The sequence below is a fragment of the Pseudomonas zanjanensis genome (assembly GCF_014268745.2).
Lineage (GTDB): Bacteria > Pseudomonadota > Gammaproteobacteria > Pseudomonadales > Pseudomonadaceae > Aquipseudomonas > Aquipseudomonas zanjanensis.
The window spans coordinates 888803-910528 of the sequence record NZ_JABWRB020000001.1 but is presented as its reverse complement, the minus strand read 5'-3'; the positions used below and the strand labels follow the sequence as shown (position 1 = coordinate 910528).

At 57.7% G+C, this 21726-nt stretch carries 22 protein-coding genes; 1 reads left to right on the top strand and 21 read right to left on the bottom strand.

Annotated features, from left to right (window positions below):
• Positions 1–11: 11 nt before the first annotated feature.
• From sctF to HU715_RS04180, 4 genes are all read right to left on the bottom strand, one after another.
• On the bottom strand, positions 12–275 hold the full coding sequence (gene sctF, locus HU715_RS04195; protein WP_186705277.1) for a type III secretion system needle filament subunit SctF: 264 nt from the start codon (positions 273–275) through the stop codon (positions 12–14).
• 3 nt (positions 276–278) lie between these two features.
• A complete protein-coding gene (locus HU715_RS04190) occupies positions 279–1460 on the bottom strand; it encodes a PrgH/EprH family type III secretion apparatus protein (RefSeq protein ID WP_186705278.1) in 1182 nt (393 codons plus the stop codon).
• A gap of 117 nt (positions 1461–1577) precedes the next feature.
• The gene (locus tag HU715_RS04185) at positions 1578–2042 is read right to left on the bottom strand and encodes a transglycosylase SLT domain-containing protein (protein WP_272971642.1); all 465 of its coding nucleotides are present in this window, start codon (positions 2040–2042) and stop codon (positions 1578–1580) included.
• Entirely contained in the window at positions 2039–3298 is a 1260-nt protein-coding gene (locus tag HU715_RS04180) for a winged helix-turn-helix domain-containing protein (RefSeq protein WP_186705279.1), read from the bottom strand. Before HU715_RS04180 ends, HU715_RS04185 begins: the two co-directional genes overlap by 4 nt.
• Before the next feature lie 469 nt (positions 3299–3767).
• Between HU715_RS04180 and HU715_RS04175 the strand changes: the two genes are divergently transcribed.
• A complete protein-coding gene (locus tag HU715_RS04175; protein WP_186705280.1) occupies positions 3768–4742 on the top strand; it encodes a zeta toxin family protein in 975 nt (324 codons plus the stop codon).
• A gap of 160 nt (positions 4743–4902) precedes the next feature.
• Here the strand turns inward: HU715_RS04175 and HU715_RS04170 are convergent, their stop codons facing one another.
• The 17 genes from HU715_RS04170 to HU715_RS04085 form a co-directional block, all read right to left on the bottom strand.
• Positions 4903–5085 (bottom strand): hypothetical protein, encoded by a 183-nt coding sequence (locus HU715_RS04170; RefSeq protein ID WP_225917549.1) that lies wholly within the window; start codon positions 5083–5085, stop codon positions 4903–4905.
• A gap of 268 nt (positions 5086–5353) precedes the next feature.
• On the bottom strand, positions 5354–7474 hold the full coding sequence (locus tag HU715_RS04165; RefSeq protein WP_186705281.1) for a hypothetical protein: 2121 nt from the start codon (positions 7472–7474) through the stop codon (positions 5354–5356).
• Between the two features lie 45 nt (positions 7475–7519).
• Positions 7520–7804 carry a phosphopantetheine-binding protein gene (locus HU715_RS04160; RefSeq protein ID WP_225917548.1) on the bottom strand — a complete coding sequence of 95 codons (285 nt, stop codon included), beginning with the start codon at positions 7802–7804 and terminating at the stop codon, positions 7520–7522.
• A gap of 53 nt (positions 7805–7857) precedes the next feature.
• The gene (locus HU715_RS04155) at positions 7858–8964 is read right to left on the bottom strand and encodes an IpaD/SipD/SspD family type III secretion system needle tip protein (RefSeq protein ID WP_186705282.1); all 1107 of its coding nucleotides are present in this window, start codon (positions 8962–8964) and stop codon (positions 7858–7860) included.
• A gap of 13 nt (positions 8965–8977) precedes the next feature.
• A complete protein-coding gene (locus HU715_RS27235) occupies positions 8978–10351 on the bottom strand; it encodes an IpaC/SipC family type III secretion system effector (RefSeq protein WP_225917547.1) in 1374 nt (457 codons plus the stop codon).
• Positions 10352–10375: 24 nt separating this feature from the next.
• A complete protein-coding gene (gene sctE, locus HU715_RS04140; RefSeq protein WP_186705283.1) occupies positions 10376–12145 on the bottom strand; it encodes a type III secretion system translocon subunit SseC family protein in 1770 nt (589 codons plus the stop codon).
• A 2-nt stretch (positions 12146–12147) separates the two neighbouring features.
• On the bottom strand, positions 12148–12630 hold the full coding sequence (gene sicA / locus HU715_RS04135) for a type III secretion system translocator chaperone SicA (RefSeq protein WP_186705284.1): 483 nt from the start codon (positions 12628–12630) through the stop codon (positions 12148–12150).
• Between the two features lie 353 nt (positions 12631–12983).
• Positions 12984–14021: an EscU/YscU/HrcU family type III secretion system export apparatus switch protein gene (locus tag HU715_RS04130; protein ID WP_186705285.1), complete on the bottom strand. Its 1038-nt coding sequence runs from the start codon at positions 14019–14021 to the stop codon at positions 12984–12986.
• A complete protein-coding gene (gene sctT / locus HU715_RS04125; protein WP_186705286.1) occupies positions 14008–14796 on the bottom strand; it encodes a type III secretion system export apparatus subunit SctT in 789 nt (262 codons plus the stop codon). The genes HU715_RS04130 and sctT overlap by 14 nt, the downstream gene beginning before the upstream one ends.
• Positions 14797–14800: 4 nt before the next feature.
• The gene (locus HU715_RS04120; RefSeq protein ID WP_186705287.1) at positions 14801–15055 is read right to left on the bottom strand and encodes an EscS/YscS/HrcS family type III secretion system export apparatus protein; all 255 of its coding nucleotides are present in this window, start codon (positions 15053–15055) and stop codon (positions 14801–14803) included.
• 8 nt (positions 15056–15063) lie between these two features.
• On the bottom strand, positions 15064–15723 hold the full coding sequence (locus HU715_RS04115) for an EscR/YscR/HrcR family type III secretion system export apparatus protein (protein WP_186705288.1): 660 nt from the start codon (positions 15721–15723) through the stop codon (positions 15064–15066).
• Positions 15716–16639 (bottom strand): FliM/FliN family flagellar motor switch protein, encoded by a 924-nt coding sequence (locus tag HU715_RS04110; protein ID WP_186705289.1) that lies wholly within the window; start codon positions 16637–16639, stop codon positions 15716–15718. The genes HU715_RS04115 and HU715_RS04110 overlap by 8 nt, the downstream gene beginning before the upstream one ends.
• Positions 16636–17526, bottom strand: coding sequence for a SpaN/EivJ family type III secretion system needle length determinant (locus HU715_RS04105; RefSeq protein WP_186705290.1), 891 nt, complete (start codon positions 17524–17526; stop codon positions 16636–16638). Before HU715_RS04105 ends, HU715_RS04110 begins: the two co-directional genes overlap by 4 nt.
• Entirely contained in the window at positions 17523–17978 is a 456-nt protein-coding gene (locus tag HU715_RS04100) for a SpaM family type III secretion system protein (protein WP_186705291.1), read from the bottom strand. Before HU715_RS04100 ends, HU715_RS04105 begins: the two co-directional genes overlap by 4 nt.
• The gene (gene sctN / locus HU715_RS04095; protein WP_186705292.1) at positions 17962–19248 is read right to left on the bottom strand and encodes a type III secretion system ATPase SctN; all 1287 of its coding nucleotides are present in this window, start codon (positions 19246–19248) and stop codon (positions 17962–17964) included. Before sctN ends, HU715_RS04100 begins: the two co-directional genes overlap by 17 nt.
• On the bottom strand, positions 19245–19652 hold the full coding sequence (locus HU715_RS04090) for an InvB/SpaK family type III secretion system chaperone (RefSeq protein WP_186705293.1): 408 nt from the start codon (positions 19650–19652) through the stop codon (positions 19245–19247). The genes sctN and HU715_RS04090 overlap by 4 nt, the downstream gene beginning before the upstream one ends.
• Positions 19653–19667: 15 nt before the next feature.
• Positions 19668–21719 (bottom strand): EscV/YscV/HrcV family type III secretion system export apparatus protein, encoded by a 2052-nt coding sequence (locus HU715_RS04085; protein ID WP_186705294.1) that lies wholly within the window; start codon positions 21717–21719, stop codon positions 19668–19670.
• Positions 21720–21726 lie beyond the last annotated feature (7 nt).

The window sequence follows — 21726 nt, the reverse complement described above, 5'->3', positions numbered from 1 at the left end:
AAGGGAAAGCGTCAGCGCGCCGCCTGGATGATCGCCATGTCGATATCCTTGAAGCCCTTGATCGTGTTGGTCTGGGCGTTGCGAAATACCGTGTAGGAGGAGAACGCGGTCTGGTACGCCGCCAGTTTTCCAGGGTCCGAGGCGTCGAGCTTGAGCTCATCCAGCGCATGATCCAGGGCCTCCTTCAGGCCTTGGGCGCCACGCTCGAACGCAGCGGCTTGTTCGCCGAGAAAGTCGTCAGGAAATTCGGGAAGGAAGGGCGGGATACCAGCCATGAGTCACCTATTTTGCTTATCGGAAAAAAGCCAGGACGAAGGGCTCGTCTTGACGTAGCCCTGCGGGCCGGTTTGGAACGACTTGCCCTTGAGCGCGTCGTCCCTGAGCTCGACCGTGAAGTGCACGTAGCGATCACCCCACTGCCGGTAGAAATCTTCGACGTACTGGCGCGCAGCGGCCAGCTCGACGTCCTGCAGATTGCCGCCGATGGCGTACGAGACAGCATCCGTGTGTTCGACCCGGCTGAACGTCAGCGCAAGACGCTGCAAACCGCCCTGCGCAAGGTCGGCGAGCAGCGCGTCGTCCTGCATCTGCACCACTACGTCGCGGGCATAAGGCGCCGCCGCGAGCAGCGCATCGAGCAGCTTGGCCTGCTGGTCGGGCGTCAGCAGGTTGCGTTGCGCGCTGAGCAGCAGGCGCGGCTGCGACGGTTCCTTGAGATCGAGAAAATGCCAGGCCAATTGCGGATCGTGATCAACCAGTACTTGCTCCAGCCGACGCCGCTCCTGATCCGGCAGCAGGACCTTGCCGTGCAGGCTGGCATGCCGCGCCAGCACCTGTCGGCTCCAACCGGCATCGCGCTCCGAAGACACGAAGACATAAACCCCATCGTCACGACCGCGCAGCACCTGGACCGGCGCGCTGGCGCCGGCGATCAGGGCTCGAATATCGGTTTCAGGCGCCGGCCCCGGCATCGAGCCAATGCTGACCGCCACGACCAACGCAACCAGCGCCAGGGCACCGCCGCCCCATCGGGTCCAACGGGCATCAGGCCAACGGATGGCAGCGCCACCAGCGCGTGGGTTGTCCTGTGGCTGAGCGAGGCATTCGGGCGTCCAGGGTTGATCCCCAGGGCGCAGCGCCACTTGCAACCCGCCAAGCGGCACCCTGGCCTGGAACGCACAGTGGCGCATTTCGACCGAGTCACCGAGCAAACGCACCGGCACACCGTCCGGCGTGGCTTGGTCGGCCAGCACCTCGAAGTTGCAGCCGCTTTCCTCCAGGGGAATAAAAATGGCATCCGCCGGCACGCTGGCAGCACGTGCGCCATCCCCCCACATCGCCACGGCCCCGACGACGAACAGGGTCGTGCCCTCGCCAAGCGGAAACTCGCAGCCCTGCAACGGACCGTTGAGGATCCGCAGGACGCAGGGCTGTAATGGGAGGGCCGTCGGGACTGTCACCGTCCAAACTCCAGGAAGGTCGAATGAGCAGGTAGGTTAGAGGGGGCGGTCGCGGGATTCCTGATCCAATTCTGTCGATTGCGTGGTGGCATAGGATCAGAATCCCTCACAACGCCATCACTCTCGCCTCCGAGTGATCACCTGATAGCGCTGCCAGACCTTACGCGCATAGCGCAGCCGCGCGGCCTGGCGATGGGGCGAGTTGCCGGCGTTATAAGCACCGACTGCCGTCCAGTTATAGCCATAGCGGGCGATAAATCCGGCGAGCACCGACGCACCGACTTCCACCGACAGGCAAGGCTCATCCAGCAGGCGCTGCTCGGTAATCCCCTCGGTACTGAGGCGTGACAGATGAATGCTGTTGATCTGCATCAGCCCGATATCGCGGGTGCCGTTGCGGTTGTGATTGATGGCGTCAGGGCGCAGGCCTGATTCGACATCGGCAATCGCTTGGAGCAGTTCAGGTTCGATGGCATGCATCTGCCCCGCCTTGTTCCAGCACCAGGCGTGCGCCTGGGCCATGCCGAATCCCAGGCCAAGATACACCGGCAGGCACAGCCAGGTTTTCCGGCGCCGCTTCATGCCAGGCGCCTCTCGCCAATCCACGTCAGTTGCTCGTGAACGCGCACCCGCAGGATCTGCGCCCGGACACAGTCCGGATCATGTTCCAGGCATTGTTCGAGTATCTGCAGCGCCTGCTCGTTGCGCCGCCAGAACCAGTGATGCCACGCATGAAAGTACAGCACGTCGACCTGATCGGCCGACAGCAGGCAGCGCCGGAACAACACCTGGGCCGCCTGCTCGCAGCCACGCAAACTGGTGAGCAACGCCAAACGCGTCAATGCCGGAATGCTGCCGGGGTCCAGCATCAACGCACTGGACACCGCCGAATTCGCCTCTTCAATTGCCCGTACCGGGTCGCCCAGGCCCATCATCACCCGCCCCAGCCACACATCCGCCAAGCCACACCAGGGCGGCGCGTACCCGGCGTCGAGTTTCAAACACTGCCTGAACAATACAAGGGCATCGCGCAGGCTTTGCGCCGTGTGCTGCTGCACGCTGCACAACCCGTTGAGATACGCCACCGCCGCCGAATAGGACCCGCAGCGATCACCGACCGGCCGCAACCCGGGAACACGCTGGGCAACCAGGCTCGTCAACACACCCAGCGCCTCCCCAAGATCACAGGCATCCAGCGTCTGCCCATGCAGCAGAGACTGATCGCCGCCACGAATCAACTCGACCGACCAGTGTTGCAACCCGCCCGCACCGATAAAACGCCCGTTCAAGCAATAATCCGCCGGCAACCGCCCGGCCAACGCCCGCACATCATCCGCGGCCCCGCAGGCCGTGATCACCCCAGAGGGAATGACATGCAACGCCTCGCCGAACGCCGTGGTCAGCTGGCGAATCATCAGGTCTTGTAGATCCAGCGCGGCGATCTCGTCCAGATTGCGCAAAGGCAACACCGCCAACGACGGCGCTACCGCCCTCGCCTGGCTCGCCACGTCGAGCTCGACCACGGAACCGGTGAACCGATAGCCCTGGCCATACACCGTGGCGATGTAATCCTTGTTCTCCTTGAACAACTTGCGCAACGCGTAGACACACCGGGTCAACGACTCCTCCGCCGCATCCATCCTGGGCCAGACCTGGTCCAGCAGATAATCCTTACTCACGACCGTGCCCGCCGATTTCAACAACAGGCGCAGCACGTGCAATTCTTTGGGTGGAACATGAACTCCTTGTCCATCTCGCATCAGCGTTCCGTCGCTTTGCAGTAGCCAGTGGTCAAAAACGAATGACTTGACTGGGGTTTGATCAGTTGCACTGTCCATACGTTGAGACTTCTCTATAGAAAGTTACTGAAGCGCGATTGAGCCTGTGGTGGGCACAGGCTCGGGATGACGAGCTGCGTGACTATAGGAAGATGTGTGGGCGAATTCCGCAGGAAAATTACCTAGCGCTCCGACGATAACACGACAAACACCGTAGGAATATTCACATCCCTTCTAGTTTAAATAGTTATCCGATTTCCCTGCCACCCCTGACGATATTTACCCTCGATATCCATTTTCCAGCTGAAAACCAACCATCAATAACGCAGACCTTTATACGGAGAAAACAGCGCAACCGATCAGCGATAACAAACTGAAAAAATGACGCACCGCAACGACGATGAGCTTTTTTTGAATGCGCGGCTCGCGCCCTTTATTTCAATATGCAAAAGTATTTCCAAGAAAACTCTGAAAAATACTGACAACCGATAAAGTTGCTCCAATCACTTTTAAGAATGAGGCGAAAGCTATGGGTGTTTTTTTGGGGCCGGTCAGCGCACCGGCAACCAGATCGATTGCAGGGGGGAATCTGGAGCAACAAGTAAACAACAGATTGCCTGGAGCGCTCGTATCTACATTAAATCGAAGTAATAGCTTTCATGAACTTCGGCAAGTAGCGACTCCAACGGACCCCAGGAAACTTGAACCGCTGAATCAGGAAGAAAAAAGGCTGCTGTTAGTCGAGGTTACAAATCAGCTCGCAGGAAATGCAAGCCCAAAAGAAGAGCCGGTAGTGCACATCATAACCGGTCAAATGGGAGCGGGGAAATCAACGATTACAAACAACATTTCCACCGAGCTTAAAGGCGACTGCCTAATTATCGACTATGACGAACTAAAACAGTATATACCGGGATATACAGAAAAATCATCAAAGGGTTATCCAGGCACTGTACCTGGCTGTAAGGAAGCAGCACGCTATTTGGAAGACGGACTAAGAAAATATGGATTTGAAAACAGGCTAAACATGGTAACGCAAGCATCGATACAAGGAAACGGCACAGAAATGCTTACGTTGGTGAAGGCTTGCAAAGAAAACGGTTTTCGTACGTCCCTAACAGTTCTCGCTGTCGACAAGGCCACCAGTAACGTAGGGATACTCTCAAGATATGAGTCAGCATTAAAAGATATAAACTTGGGAGAACCTCCATCTGGAGGAGCAAGAAGAACGCCTGCGGAATATCATGAAGACGCCTATAAAAGCCTTACTAATCCGGAAAGGTATGAAGAACTCTCCTCGAAGTTGGACGAGGTAAAAGTTTGCGCAAGAAATGGAGACCCTCATTACCAATCCACTACAGCCATTTCACCTACAGAAATTGTGAGGGCAATTGAGAAAGGAAGACAAGACAAGACTCAGCAAAATCATGCCAAGTTATTTGAAAACCTGTCAAATGCCGTCAGCTTCAACTTAAATTACAGCAATCCAGAACTGAGACAATAAATACCACTCCACACTGCCTATCATTTAACATCTGAAAAGTCACCGATATTTGTTATCCCCTTCGTTGGAGACTCAAAAAATCGGTGACCCGATAAAAATCACGCTTTGGTGCTTTTTAATTTATGCCTTCGACTTGAGCTGCATGTTTATTCGATACACTTCACGCAGCTTTTCCCTGCTCACGACTGCACTCGCCGACTTCAGCAGCAGGTTGCAGCACGTGCAATTTTTTGGGTGGAACATGAACTCCTTGTCCATCTCGCATCAGCGTTCCGTCGCTTTGCAGTAGCCAGTGGTCAAAAACGAATGACTTGGCTGGGGTTTGATCAGTTGCACTGTCCATACGTTGAGACTTCTCTATAGAAAGTTACTGAAGCGCGATTGAGCCTGTGGCGGGCACAGGCTCGCGATGGCGAGCTGCGTGACTATAGGAAGTTGAGTCAGAGCATGCCGTAGGATAAAAAGCCCGCAGCATGACGAAAACACAACAAAAGCCGTAGGAATACTCTTCAAGCATGTATTTTACCCGCCCGCACAACCATCTTCAGCAGACCGCTACCCACAGTTGACACAAGGAGCAAATCACTACATCGCATCGAGTTTTGACATAATTAATTGGGACGACGCCAAGGATTACCAACGAATTCAACGTCTATTCCATCAAATTGTTTTTTACCCCAAGCAGCAGTATACATGAAGTACTTTCCTGATTTAGTCTTGGGCACCGAATCCAAAACAGCCATCATAATATCATCGTCCTTCACACCCTCATCTTTTAGAATCGATATCAGCGTATCAAGTTTTAGAGCATTGGTATCTAACTCGCCAGCCGGCAGTCGCTGATTGACCCGGACATGAATATGGAGACCTGCCGTTTTATTCCCATAAATCGGACTATGCAGATAAAAATCAACTCTATCTTTATCGGTCACCTCAAACACCTTGAAGAGATAGTCTAATGCACCAACCTTAAACTCCTCCAACATTGACAAGTGCGCTTTCTTTACATCTATTGCATTGGTGATATGACCTAAACCTGTTCTTGTCTTGTACTCATCAATTGTTTCCCTACGCGAACAGTCACCCTCGGCAGCACTTCCACTGATATTGAACAGCTTTTCAAATACCAACTGAGCCTCATAGACCTTCGGCGGCACCCAGTAAGCCACCAAAGCAAAGCCTCCTTTATTCAAAGTATCTTTCCTGACAGAGCCAGGCTCAGGAAAAACTTCAAATTTCCCAGGAATATGCTTTGAGTTAGGCATTATGAAAATTCCACCAACCTCTTCAGAGAACCGAGTAGCGGCAAACTGCTCAGGACATTTAAAAAAACTTTGCGCCTTTTTGCTTTCTGGATTAGTCAGAAATTCGTGAACAAAATCCGGCACTACTTTATTTTCGCCATACCGTGCCACCCGCAATTTCAAAGCTTGCAAAGCTACAAGCCCCACCTCGTCACGGTCATATTTCTTTGCAGACTTTTCAGGCACTTTATAAGTACCACTGTCTGAAGCTACCCCTCGCAATGAAACGCGACCTCGCTCCCCACCGAGCTCTTCCTTGGCGGGTTCAGCCCATACATTGGGAACCTCCTTAAACTTCAAACCGCTAAGTTTCATTTCCTCAACAGAAAACTCTAAATAGCTACCCTCAGCGCCCCCAGAAAAATTGATTCGCCCACAACCATCTAACTCCTTAACCACATCATCAATATTAAATATACGAAGATCCGTTTCCAAGGGGTGCTGCGGAACATTAACCCTGATATGAACATGAAATCCGCAGCTATTTTTCAGATAAAAAGGGCCATGTGTATAAATTTCGACATTCTCCACTGCCGCATCACACTTATACTGCTCCTCAAGATGAACTATCGCCTGCTCCCTAAGCTCTTTTAACAAGGGCACATGTTCCCTTCTAAGATTTAACGGAACGGAGAGAAAATCCACTCCAGACCGAAGCTTATAAGTCTCATTTGACTCTTGAGTGGAACGTCTCTCTTGCCTATTAGTGCTAGTAGAATCTGAAGCCTCCACAGCTGGAGCGTTGTCGGGAATCGCTGTGTCAGGAAATAATTTCTGAAACATCGGGTATCGTTCGTATGTGCATGGAGGTATCCAATAAGCGACCAACCCGAACCCTGCTTTCCCTCGAGTTCGCTCTAGAATAGTTGCCGAATCATCCGTATAGCTTTGTCCTCTCTCCGGTATATTGCTCTGATTAGGTGAAATGATAAACCCTCCCAATCGAGGGTGAAATGACGTGGTGCAAAATTGCTCCGGGCGCTGTAGATACCCTTCAGTTCGCCCCCCGGGCTCCCCCCTTAAAAACGCATCTATGAAACCCGGAACGCCGCCAAATACCGAAGACTTATTATACAACTCCAATCGCAACCTTATACTTTCATCAGCTACCAACCCAACAGTTGGCTTATTATATTTTTTTGCCGCCTTCTCTGACGGCCTCGGTATTTCTGGCATCCTAGACAACTTTGCCAAATCATAGCAATCATGAGTTTTGGGAATCAGCCTGCGATCGGAACCCTCAATCTGACCAGTTCCCCTTCGACTCAACTCGCTTAGAGAAACATAATCCTCTGCCTCCCAGCCCTTATGAATAGCTGGAGCAGCATTTGAAGCGGAAACCGCAATTAACTCCGATTTCAACAATGAAGCCTTGGCGTCCACACCGACACGAGGCACACTACTTATCACTTCAGCCTCTATGCGCATCACCCCCTCCTAAACCATTTACCTTTTATACACAAAGCAAGTTAATCAGTTGTCAATCAAGGACTGCTCAGCCCAAACCAAACAGCAAATATCATCCACCACCCTCAAGTTTGCCACCTCACGTTCGGGTAGCACGATACCGAACGCATCGTTCAGCATCATCACTATTTCCAACAACTCGATCGAATCCACATACAGGTCCTCAACTAAACTTGAGCCGAGCACAATCACTCCATAATCCATCGAAAAATAGTCCGACAGAAGCTCAATGACTTTCCCCTCTGTTTCAAATCGAACACTGAACCCCACCAAAAGCATTTTCCCCGCCATGTAGATGAACGCTCACAGACCAACCATAGCCCTTAGCTAATTTCTGATTTTATTCAAAAATTCAACATCGCCCGCAACATATCCGCATACTGATTCAAATGCGCCGACAACGTCTTATTGAAATTGTCATGATAAGAATTGGCATTCGAATACTTCTGCGTAAACGACTGCAGCATATTCTTCATGCGTTCCTCCTGGGCGTTGAAGCCGGTTTGCCAGGCGTTGAATTTGGCGGTATCCCAGGTCTCCGTGCCGCCGCCCGACGGCAGACTACTTTTCATCGTTGTCAGTGGCCCGGTGTCGATGACGACACACCAAGGACCGTTCGGGGCGGGATTCTGCTTGAGGCAACTCGCAGGTAGGCCCAGTGCCTTGAGCCAGTTTTCTGCTTCTTCCTTAGTGGCGCCTGTTTCAGGTGGTTTTGGAAAGAGGATGGCAGCGGAGTTGGGTAGGGAATACTTTACGATCAGTCTATCCAATGCATTGCGCAACGCGCCCACATTCAACTTGACCTCCTTGCCGTCGTTCGCCCCTACGATCCAATCCTTCATCATCGCGGTGATGTCAGTGTTGAAGTCGGAAAAGAAGTCCGAATAGGCCGCAATGATGTGCTCGTAGCCTGCGAGGTAACTGTTCTTGATCAGGTCGATCAGTTCGAGCAGTTTGTCAAAAAAGTCATTCGATGAGTTGATCGCCGCGTCCAAAGCCTCCGCGATCTCACGGGGCTTCTTCTCTTCCAGATGTTCCTGGAGGGCGCGAAGGATCCTGCTTTGTTCGTCATTGAGCGGCTGGCGCTGGCTTTCATCCATGAGCCCTGTTTTCTGGCTGTGGGTCATCACCGCACAGCATTGGCGCATCTGCCCGGCCCACATTTGCGCTCGGTCACGCTTGGAGTGGATCTGTTCGACGAACTCCGCGATCAGGTGTTGTGCTGTGGTCTCGGCGGCCGTGCCTTCCAGAGGCTTGGCGATGATCGACGGGCACTTGAGCAAATGGCCCAGGCTGCGATTCATTGCGTTCATGGACCGATCGAGTAGATTCGTCAGGGAACTGACCGTTTGAATCTCAGCGGGTACGTCCACAGGCGACGCGGTATCCGTGATGGCCTCCACGTTCGGCAGCAATACGATAGGCGAACGAATCGATTGGGTAATTTCCATAGACCTCTCTCCTTTACACCGTCATGGCGCGGATAACATCACTGCGCGATTGAAACAGCTGCATCACCATCTCCATCAGCTTCTGCAACAACGCAGCCTCGGCCGCGTCTTTCTGGCCAATCTCGTCACTCAGGCTCTTCTGGCTGTTCTGCGCGCTTTGCATCAGCATTTCTTTCTCCCGGGCGGCGTGCTCGTTCATGCGCACGATGTTCGCCACCACCTGGCTCATGCTCATCGACATGGCATTGAGCGCGCGGCCGATTTCCAGTTTCTTTTCGATGCCTTTGCTGCCCATCTGGCTCAGCCAGTCGGAGGTCTCACTGACTGTTTGGACTTTGGCAATTTCCTTGTCGAACCAGGCTTGATCCTTGGGTGACAGGGGCGCCCCCTTGGGTTTGAAATCGACCAGCGTCGGACGACCGAAATCATCGAACGTCCTGATCTTATAGGTGGTGTCCGAATTCCAGTCAGTGCGGTTGCGCTCAAGCGTGAGGTCACGCTCGATGTTCTTGGCATGCAGGGCGTTAGGCTTGTGCAGGTTCAGCCGGTTCTGGGGATCTGTTTCACTCAGCCATTTGGCGTTGCGACCAACCTCCTGCGCCTTGACGATTTCCTTGTCGAACCACTTCAGGTCCTCGGGCGATCTGGACGGGGCATTGAGTTTGAAATCGACTGTCGTCGGGCGGCCAAAATCGTCAAGGGTATTGATTTTGTAGGTGGTCTGCGGATTCCACTCGCCGCGACTGCGTTCAACCTTGAGGCCGCGTTCGATATTGCGAGCGTCCATGGCGTTACGCTTGTGCAGGTCGATGTCGGCGTGCTTCAACTTCTGGCCCTGGAAGGTCTTGACCATGGCGAACCCGGCGATGGCACCGGACACCACTGCGGCGGTGATGGCACTGTTCAGCGCCGCTTTGCCGGACTCAATAATGGCCGCGCCTTGGGACTTCGCCGCATCGGAGGCCATGACGCTGAAGTGGCCGCGCAGTTGTGCATTGGCGACCCGTGCGATGTTCAGGGCGATGATCGCGGCCACCAGCACGTTGGCGTGTTTCTCCCAGGCGCCCGGGTCAAAGGCCAGGTCGTTACGTACTTCATCGCTGACCATCGACAAGGCTTCAGCGAGGTCTTCCCAATCCGATTCCGTGGGTTGATACGCATCGATCGCACGTTCGAGTTCCGCAGCCGAAGGCACGGTGAAATTGCCGTTCTGGAGCACCTGCCTTGCGGTGATCGTGTCGAATATCGGAGCGTTTGAAAGACTTTTATTTATGCGATCCTTCGAAACCAGGTCTTGGGCGATCAACTCGCTCAACCCTGTATTGTTATTCCGACCGTGTTCAATGAGGGTAGGGATGCCCCGGTTCGTAGCAACGATAGCGATCATCAGACATACCTTTCGAAAGTAATGTTAAACATGCCGAACCATCTGCAAGCTGACGGAATGGCTGCGCTGCATATCGGCAAACAAATGCTCGATCTGGCGAGTTCGCTCCTGCATCGCCTGCCCATAGTTTTCGACCACCTGGGTCAGGTAGGCGCTGATCTCCTCACTGATGGTCATGCTTACCCGCACATCGGCCAGGAGCACGGCCGCCTGGGCCTGGTGCCAGCTGCTCTTGATTTGCAGCCCGCCCTGCACCGCCACATTGCCCAACTCGGTGACGGCCTGAGCGATCTCCAGGTTGGCGGCGTAACGCGCCAGCAATACTGGATCAGCGCCATTGGTGATGAAGCCGCGCAATTGGGTGAGCATCTGGGTCAACGTGTTGCCGACCGAGGTTGCCACTTGCTTCATCGCTTGCATCGCGGCGGGCGTGGCTTGGGCGACCACCGAAGCCAGTTTCGAGGCGACGGCACTGACCATCGGCCCGATCACTTGCACCCCGACCATCGCCAACAACACGACAGCCGCCAAGGTCGAAGCGATGCCTTGGATCATGCCGGCGATCTGGGCGATTTTCTTGGCCGTGTCTTCATCCACACCCAGGCCGATCAGCAATTTGGTGTAGATCTCGGTGAACAGCTTGATGGCTTCTTGCATGACGATGGTCAGGGGCTTCATGGCTTCAGCCATGAACGACACGCCGGTTTTGTCCTGGATCACCGAGTCAGCAATCATCACCGCCGCGCCGACCACGCCCACGGCGATGAGCACCGGATTGGCGGTCAACACCCCGGCGACGATGGTCGCGACCGTCAGGATCGCCCCGACGATCTTGCCGATGCAGCCCATGGTCTTTTGCAGAGCCTCGGCCTTGCGGACTTCTTCCAGGTATTTTTCCGACTCACGCTCCATGTGTGCCTGAAGCCTGGCTTGCAGTTCCTGGAACAGCTCTTGGCTGAGTTCCTCCTTGTTCTGCGCCGATTCGCCGAGCAGCTCGATGATTTTCAAGCGGTTCAACAGCGCCAGCGCGCTGCTGCTGAGGGCCTTTTCATCGGTTGGCTTGGGTGTCGAACTATTCACGCTGAACGCGACCACTTTCGCGAATACCGTGCCCACGGCCTTGGCACAGGCATTGGCAACTTCGATCAGCTTCAGATGCGCGTCGGTCGCCACATTGAAGGCTTGGGTATGGCTCGCCACTTCGCCTTTTAGCTGGTCGCGACGGGCCAGTTCCTGTGCATATTCAGGCGATTGAGGGTCCAGTTGCGCCAGCCGCGCCTCGCTTTCATCCAGCAGTCCCTGGAAGTGCAAGACCCGATCGCGCAGTTGTTCGAGGTGTTCCTGGCTGCTGCCGACATTGCCCTCGGCGGCCTCCATCGCCTGGACGGCAGCGGTGTATTCAGCCGAGAGATTTTCATGGGCCTGTTGCTTGGCGCCAGCCATGCTCTGCAGCATCGCCAGGCGATTTTTCAGTTTCTTGACGTCGACCTCGCCGATCAGCTCGCTGATCATCGCCATCAATAACGTGAACAGATCGCCGCTGGTTTCCTGTTTATTGCCATCGGCGCGCGGCGCTGGCGGGTGCAATGCGGGCCGACCGGTACTGGCGGCGGACGGGCCGTCGTGGCCTTCGTATTTCACTGACATCAGGTCCGCCAGCGCTTTCTGGCCGGCCTCCTGAAAATCCGCGGTCCTGGCGGCCTTGCTGGCCGCCGCGCCGTATTTTTCAAAGGCCTCGCTGCGGCTCATCGCGCCGTGAAGCGCCGGGTTGAAAGCAGTCCTTATTTCACTCATGTTCAGTCCTCCGAACAGTGCTGTTCCATGTGGGCCAGGGTGTCGAGATACACCTTGGCTTGCTCGCGCAGATCGTCTTGCGTGGCTTGCTCAAGCACATACTCGAAACACAACCGGGCCTTGCCGACCTTGCCCAGGGCCAAGTGACATTGGCCGGTGTACAACATCGGTCGGTAGTCGTTCTTGCCTTGGGCGAAAGCGATGGCATACAGGTCGATTGCTTTCTGGTGGTTTTGCTTGAGCTGATGCACTGCAGCCAGTCCCATCCAGTAATGGCTGTTGTAGAAGTCGTAGATGCACAGGAAGTGGAAGAACTTCTCGGCATCGTCCAGCCGCCCCTGTTCGTAGAACTGGAAGGCGAAGGCATAGAGACCGTCCATGTGCTCGTCACTGAGGCCTTGCACGTCTTTCAACGCCGCCCCACCGAGCACTGCATCGACGACGTCCAGGGCCACCTGCTCGTCTTGTTTGTTATCACGACTCATCAGCCACACTCCTGAAAAAACGTCAGCGTCGCTGACCGGTGCATTGGGCCAAAACGCCGGCAAGCACGCTGCCAAATTGCGCTCATGCCATGACGAGGCTGCTTTTGTGGCGAGGGAGCTTGCTCCCGCTGGGCTGCGCAGCAGCCCCTCCAAAACGCCACTCAATCCACCTGAAACACCGCGTCGCCAGCCTTTGGGGCCGCTGCGCGCTGGAGCGCCAGCCCGGCCCAGCGGGAGCAAGCTCCCTCGCCACAGGGTCAGGTGCCAGGCACTAGTGATGGGCCCTTCAATCGAGCGGAGTCGCACAGCCCTCCTCCCTGGCCACAAAGGACTGTGCCTGGCTTTGCCTGGCCTCACGCCTGCTCGACTTGCTCAAGCCAAATCAGTAGGCGCAGTACTTCCTCGATTTCCTGTACTTGGAGAAAGCTGTAGCGCTGGTGGGTCTTGAAGATCCGCCGAGCCAAGGCGACGTCGTTAACCACCGGCACGCCCACCTCCTTGGCGTACGCCCGAACCGCCAGGGCGCGCTGGTTGGTTTCCATCAGGGAGATAAACGGCAGCAACGTGATCTCCGGGCGGAAATACACGCCGATGGCGATGTGGGTCGGGTTGGCGATGATCATCCGCGAGCTGCGCACATCGGACTTGACCTGCTCCGACAACAGCTCCATGTGCAGGTCGCGACGACGGCCCTTGATCTGTGGGTTGCCGTCCTGCTCCTTGTGTTCGCGCTTGACCGAATCCTTGTCCATCATCTGGTCTTTCATGAACAACCAGTATTCGCTGAGGGCATCGAGCACGACGATCAGCAGCACGCAAACGAGGAATGCCAGCACCAACACCAGCAACAAACGCCCCCAGATCGCGAACAGCGCCGGTGCCTCGGCAAACAATTGGGCGAACAGCAACTGGCGCTGGGTGATCCAGACGATCCACAGCGCCATGGCGAAACTGCCCAGGTACAGCAGCGCCTTGAGCGTGTCCTTGACCGTGCGCAGGCTGAACAGCTTCTTGAAGCCATTGACCGGGTTCAACGCCCCCAGATTCAGCTTCAACGCTTCACTGGCCAAGGTAAAACCGCTTTGCAGCAAGGCCGGCAAGGCACTGGTCAGCACGCACACCAGCAACAACGGCAGCAACGCCTCGAGGCCGACCAGCACCAGCATCGCCGAGTAGGCTTGCAGGTCGGCGTCAAAATCGCTGGCGATGATGCGTCGGTAGACCTCCATGACTTCGACCAGCGAGCTGTTGAAGACCATGTAGGTGATGCCACACAGGGTCAGGCAGGTGATCACCAGGTCCTTGGCCTTGAACGTCTGCCCTTTGCGCGCGGCATCCCTGAGGCGTTTGGCGGTGGGTTTTTCAGTCTTCGAGGCGCTAGTGGATGACATCAGCCTCCTCCCCGCCCAAATACTTCGCCAAGCCGTCGGACATCATGCCCATGCGCAGAACTTCATCGGGCAGGTGCACGCCGAAATACAGCATCAGCACCACCAACGCCACCAGGCTCTTGACCGTCAGCGACACCGAGAAAGCGTTCATCTGCGGCGCATAGCGCGAGAGCAAGCCGAGCAACGCCTCGCTGACCAGCAAGGTCGCCACCACCGGCGCGCTGATGACCAGGGTCTTGCTCACCAGCGCATCGAGCAATGAATAGAGTGCAGGCAGGTGCAGCTCACAACTGCTCGCTGGCACGCAAAGGCGATAACTGTGGCCGACGGTTTCGAGCATCAACAACAGGCCGCCACCTTCGAGATACACCGCCGCGGCAAACAGCTGGAGGAAATTCGCCAGCTCCGAGGTGTCGACACCGTTGGCCGGGTCCACCGTACTGCTGAGCATGGCCCCGCGCTGGTTGTCGATCAGGTTGCCCATGGCGTGCAACACCCAGAACGGCCAACACAGCAGTACACCCAGCAGCACACCAATACCCGCCTCGCGCAGCACCAGGCCGAGGAACGCCACGCTGTCGAGGGCAGGCGTAAGCACGCCGACGTAGCGCCAGAAGCCCAGCGCCACCAGCACAATCACCGCCTGGCGCGTGACACCGGTCAGCACGCTGCTATTGAGAAACGGCAACATGAAGAAAATCGGCGCCAGACGCGCCACGCCCAACACCGCCGCAGCGAACCAGGCATACAGCTCGAAAAACAACGCCACCGACATCGGCCTAACTCAACGCCAGGCGAATGACTTCACGACTGAAATCCAGCAAGGTTTCGCCGTACCATCCCGAAAGCAGGAACAGGCACGCCGCCACCGCCAGCAGCTTGAAACCAAACGGCAGCGTCTGTTCCTGCAACTGGGTCACGGTCTGGATCAACCCGACCACCAGGCCGACCACCGTGGCGGCGATGATTGGCCAGGCCACCATCAGCAGGATCAGGTACAGGGTTTTGTTGCCGGCATAGACCAGATCGTTCATCGGTGCACCTAGACCAGCAAGGTCAGGTATTGCTTGACCAGCCCGGTCGACAGCAATGCCCAACCGTCCAGCGCGACAAACAGCACCAGCTTGATCGGCACGGAAATGATCACCGGGCTCATCATCATCATGCCCAGCGCCAGCAGGATGCTGGAGATCACCAGGTCGACGATCACGAAGGGCAGGTACAGATAGAAGCCGATCTTGAAGGCGCTCTTGATTTCACTCAGCGCATAGGCCGGCAGCAGCGCAAACAGCGAGGGCTCAACCTCTTCATCGGCGGGCAGGCCTGGGTCGTTCTCATCCTGGAGTGCCTGGGCTCGTTCGAAAAACTGCGCCAACTCCGGGTCGGTGTATTTGCGCAGGTAATCCTTGTAGCTGCCCAGGCCGTTCTCGGCGAAATCCACCACCGAGGCGATGTCGGTAAAGGCCACTGCCTCGGTCTTGTAGTAGTCATGGCCCTGCTTCATGACCGGCGTCATGACGAAGATCGCCAGCATCAGGGCAATCGCATTGAGCGCCATGTTCGATGGCACCTGCTGCAGGCCCAACGCGTTGCGTACGATGACGAAGACGATGGAGAACTTGATGTAGCAGGTGCCCGCCGCCACCAGGAACGGCAGCAGCGAGGCGAACGCCAGCAGCGCGATCAGCGAGACGTCATTCATCGGCGCCGACCCGATAGACCTGGAGCAATTCGACACCCAACTGGCCGTCCAACTGCACCAGTTCCCCGCTGGCCACCGGCTTGCCGTTGGCGCGCACCTCGATGTGCCGCGCCGCGTCCTCGGCCAGCGGGATCAACTGCCCGTCGATGATGCGCGACAGCGTCGCCAGGTCGGTTTCATGGCTGGCGAGCAGGAACTCCAGGCGCACCGGGAGCGCTCCCAGGTCTATCGCCGCATCGGTTTCTGTCGGGGCATCTGGATTGGCATCGGTCACGCTCGGTTGCATGTGTAGACCCTCCTGGGTAAAGGTGAAAGTGCCAAGGCAACGGTCGGCCAGACAGCACCGCTGAGTGCGCTGGACGATGCGCAATACATCGCCCTTACGCAGGCGTAGCCGGTCGGTTTGACTCACCTGGCTGACGCCGAGGATCAGTTCCAGGCGCAACGGCAATTCATCTAGCCATGCTCCGACGCCCACGCGCTCGCTGGCAGCAGGTGTCGGTGCAAGTTGCAGGAACCACACGCGCCCCCGAGGGGTTTCGAGCCAGGGCAGCTCGCGGATGGGCAATCGCCCCGGGGCGAAGCACGTGATGTCGCCCAGCGCCTGGTATTGCAGCTCGTCTATTTCCAGTGACAAAGGACGCGGCACTGCGCGAAACAATTCGAGGATATTCGTCAACGGTGTTTCCACCTTCAACAACGACTGCAACGATGGCAACGCTCGATTCAACCAATCATGGGCCGCGATCAGCCCTTGCCAGTCGCCGCCGTCGCCCTGGGCGCAAAAACGCAAATAACCGCACTCCCCTGGCACCTGGCCCAAACCCGCCTCATGACCGGCGCGCCGCCAGCGTTGAATCGCCTGCGCCTGGGCGTGCGCCAACGGCTCGATCCGTCGTAGCTGCAAGGCCCTCATACCGGACGCTCAGCCTGTTCGTCCGGGTCTTCGTCCGGCGCCTGCTGCGAACCCTGGCGCGGCTGCTCGTCGCCACTGTCGGCCAACCGCCAGGCCGGCTCACGAGCCAGTTCGAAAGGCGCCTTGAGTTGCTCAAGCACTTGGGCGTTGCTGGGGTTGAGCGTGAAGTTCCGAGCGGGCTCATCGGGCAGCCGAGTAATCGTTACCTGTCCATGGGCAGCCCCTTTGTTGAACGGTACTTGCAGCACACCCCGGTTCGTGTCCGGCAGCGCCTCGACCATGATCTCAAGCATCGGCGGCGCGGGCGGGAGCACCGGTGAAGGGATGGCCGCAAGCGCAACGGCTGGCGTTGGGCGCACGTCTTGGAAGCCCTGCGGAATGTGAGGCGACTGCTGTTCATCGAGACGGGATGCCGGGCGGGCACGAGGCGCAGTGAGAGGTTCGACCGTTGACGGCGCGATCGGCACTGGCGTCGTGGCCTTGTCGACGGCAGAAGCCAAAGGCTGCAGGCGTTGCGGCAACGGGTGCTGTGCCAATTTTCCGAGCTGCAGGTGAGGCGGTGGGTAAGCCACGGTTTCCCGGGCGATCAAGGGTTTTCCATCGGGCTCGACCGCCAGCGTATCCTGGACAACCGACCGTGCCTCATCGCCCTCAACCACCAGCACGCCCTGACCGACACTCGGCGCCTGCCGGGCCAGCGCCCGGGCGGCTTCGATCATGGGTCGCTGAGGCGGCAGGATCAGCGACGCCATCAGGTCCAATACGCCTTGCGGCAGTTCATCCTCTTGCACCGGGACAAGTGGGTCCAGCAACTGATCCAACGAACCTTCGTCGACGGGCTCCAGTGCCTGGACCGGTCGGGTGGGAACCGCAAGAACCTGATTCATCGTCGTACCCCAATCATCTCTTCCAGCTCCCGCTCTTCCCGGCGCACCGCCTCTAACCGCTGCACACGCAACAGTTGCTGGACGGAGCGCTCATACGTGTCGTGTTTACGTTGCAGCCCACGCAATTGCTCGCGCTGCACCTGCAATTGCTGCTCGACCTGCCGACATTGCTGGTCCACGCGGTCACGCTCGACACGCAACAGATCGATGCGCCGACGAATGACCGCCTGGGTTCGCAACAGCGCCAACAACTGACCGTGATCCATCACGCAGTCATTCGCCCGATGACTGATCAACAACCGTTGCAGCGCGGCCTCTTGCTCCTCGAAACCGGACTGTTCCTGCAACAGCGGCTGCAACTGACGCTGGACGCGCAACAGCGCCTGCTCGCCGCGTTGCCGACGGAACTGACTGAAGGCCAGCAGGCGTCGTCGATCAAGCAATGATTTCATGCAGGCTCCGCAGGGTTTCATCCGGTTCGCTACGTTGCTCCGTCGACTGGCGCAACCATTGGCCGAGGGCTTCGCGACGTTGCAGCGCGTGGTCATTGGCCGCGTCCACGCCTGGGCTGTATTCGCCCATGTCGAGAAACACCTGAAGTTGCTCAATCCGCGCCAGGGTGTCCCGGGTCGCGGCCGCCAGTTGCCGAACCTCTGGCGAGGTGACTTGCGTCGCCACCCGGCTGACGCTGCGCAAGACATCGATGGCCGGGTAGTGCCCCTTGGCGGCCAAGGCCCGGCTGAGGTAGATGTGGCCATCGAGGATGGAGCGAATCTCCTCGGCGATCGGGTCCGGCTCGTCGTCACTTTCCAGCAGCACCGTGTACCAGGCGGTGATGCTGCCCGAAGCGGTCACACCCGGACGTTCGAGCAAGCGCGGCAAGGCATCGAACACCGAGGCCGGATAACCCCGCCGCGCCGGTGCTTCACCGGCCGCCAAGGCCAGGTCGCGGCGAGCGCGGGCGTAGCGCGTCAACGAGTCCAGCAACAGCACCACGCGCCGGCCCTGGTCGCGAAAATACTCGGCGATGGTGGTGGCCTGCAGCGCCGAGTTGCAACGATCCACCGAGGAAAAATCCGACGTGGCGTACACCACCACGCAACGGGAATGCTTGGGCGACTGGCGCAGATGCTCGATGAACTCGGTGACTTCGCGCCCGCGTTCGCCAATCAGACCGATCACGAAAACATCCGCGTCGGTGTGTTCGATCAGCATGTTGATCAAGGTGGTTTTGCCGGAGCCGGCGGCGGCAAAAATGCCGATGCGCTGGCCGACACCGCAGGTCAGCAAGCCATCGATGACCCGAATGCCGGTGCGCAACGGCTCCACCACCGGCCGCCGTTGCTGGTACGACGGTGGGTCGGCATCCACCGCACAGTCGCGCTGGGCCACCGCTGTCGACGGCGCCAGGCGCTCGACGATAACGCCCCGGGGATCGACCACACTGCCGAGCAAGGCGTCACTGCAGGTCAGCTGCAAGGTCGAGCCGGTGGGCACGATCATCGACTCCCGGGACAAGCCTTTCGCCTCGCCCAGCAAACTGAGCAGCACCGCACCAGGCTTGAAGCCGATGACCTGCGCCCGAGCGGCAACCTCGGGCGCGCGCCAATGCCGGCGCACTTCACAGACTTCGCCGACCACCACCTCGCTCAGTGCGGCTTCGATCAATGGGCCGCTCAAACGCAAGGGATGGGCCGCCCGTCTTTCCAGGTGGATGCTCATCGACGCAGGATTTCCAACAGCCGTTCAATGGCTTGCACGAAGGAATCCAGCGCTTGGGCCAAGTGCTCGGCAGCGTTCAAGGCATAGGCACTGGCCATAAAACGCAACTCCAGCCGCCCTTCGACATCGCACAAGTGCAATTGCCCAGTACGGGAAAACGGGTTGCCTTCGAGCAGGAACTGCATCAGGTCAAAAGCACAATAATTCAATGACGATGGCGTCGCTTCGGCGACCGCTGCCCAGACCCACACATCACCTTCCACCTCAGCCACACTGATATCCGGCAGATTCTTCATCTGCATTTCTATCGTGCTGTGGCTGTCGAAATGCCCTATCTGACTGTCCACGCAGCCGCTGTGTCTTAGCGCTTCGCGTAATAGGCCGGCAATATCCATTGGTACCATTTGCAAAAATTTCCTTTACAGCGTCTTGATGACATTGACCGAGACCGTCTCGGACACCTCGCCGAACGACATCACGTCCAGCTCCCGAAAACGCCCTTCGATCAGTTTCTTGATGTAGCGCCGCACATCGACCGAACACAGCAGCACCATGTCCTTGTGGGCGATGTGCACGCTGTCCAGGCCGACACTGAGGCGGTCCATCAGTTCTTCCGATTCGGCCGGTTCCAGGTTGAGGAAACTGCCGCCCGAGGTTTGCCGGATGCCCCGGCGCACCACGTCTTCGAACTCCGCCGACAACAGCAGCACGCGCAGGTCGTTGCCCTGGGCAAACTTGTTGCTGATGTAGCGGGCCATGGCGCCGCGCACATGCTCGACCAGCGCCAGCACATCCTTTTCCCGAGAGGCCCAATGGGCGAGGGTTTCGAGGATCAGCTTCATGTTGCGCACGGAGATGCGCTCGCCGATCAAGCGCTGCAACACCTCGGCGATCTTCTGCACCGTGACGTGGCGATAGACTTCCTTGAGCAGGTCGGGGTAGCGCGCTTCCATTTCGTCGAGCAGTTGCTTGGTTTCCTGCACGCCGAAAAATTCCTGGATGTTGCGCGCCAGCAGCGTGACCAGGCAGCGATAGCATTCTTCGTCGGCAGGCCGCAGGTGGTAACCCAACTGCTGCACGCGCTCGCGGTCGGCGGCGGTGATCCAGACGCCACCGAGGCGATTGCTGTCGTTACCGCGCACCAGGGCGAAACCCAACGGTTCCAGCTCCGGCGAATAATCCAGCAGGCGCCAGTGATCGAAGTGAATATCGAACTGCTCGGCGCGCACTTCATTGATCAGCACCGCCACTTGATGGACCGGCAGCGCCTCGCTGGCCCGTAACCGCGGCTCGGGAATGCGCAGCCCGTAATCGACGAAGAACTGGCTGCGAAAGCGCGCCGCCCACCGCTCCTTCTCCAACGCTTGCAGGCGTGCCGTGGGCACCAGCAGCATCAGGGCGATGGTTTCGGTGGCAACGTTGTCGACGTCATCGAGCAATCCCGACTCACCCTGCGCCGCGCCTGGCTCGGCAGGTTCGCTGCGGCTTTCGCCCGAGCTGGCCTGGCGCAAGGACTTGCGGTGGCGCACAAACACCACCAACCCCAGCACACTGGCAATCGAGAGAAACGTCAGCAATGGAAAACCGGGCAAGAGGCCCACGCCCACCGCCAGCAACGCGGTGACGCCCAGGACGAACGGGTTGCCGAGCATCTGGGCAAGCATGTTGCGCCCCAGGTTGCTGTCATCACCGTTGACGCGGGTGACGATGAAGCCCGCGCCGATGGCGATCAGCAGCGCGGGGATCTGCGCGACCAGGCCATCGCCGATGGTCAACAGCGTGTAGGTGGACAAGGCCGTGGACATGTCCATGCCCAATTGCCCCATGCCGATGGCCATGCCGCCGATGAAGTTGACGAAGATAATGATGATGCCGGCGATGGCATCGCCCTTGATGAATTTCATCGCCCCGTCGAACGAACCGTACAGCTGGCTTTCGCGCTCCAGCACGCTGCGTTTTTCCCGGGCCTGGGCCGCGTCGATGGCGCCGGCCTTGAGGTCGCCGTCGATGCTCATCTGCTTGCCGGGCATGCCGTCCAGGGAAAAGCGCGCCGCCACTTCGGCGACCCGCTCCGAACCCTTCGTAATCACGATGAACTGGACAATGGTGACGATGGAAAAAATCACGAAACCCACCACCAGGCTTTCGCCGATCACGAAGTCGCCGAACGATGCGATGATCTCGCCGGCATCGGCCTGGCTGAGAATCAGCCGGCTGGTGCTGATCGACAGCGCCAGGCGGAACAAGGTCGTCAACAGCAGCAGCGCTGGGAACGTCGAATAGCTGAGGATGCGTTCGATGTAGAACGAGCCCATGAACACCAACAACGAGATGACGATGTTCAGGCCGATGAGAAAATCCACCAACACCGTCGGCAAGGGGATGATCAGCATGGCGATGATCATCACCATCAAGGTGAGGATCAGCAGCTCCGGGCGCGCGCCGACATTGCGCAAGAACACGTTGAGCATTCAGGCC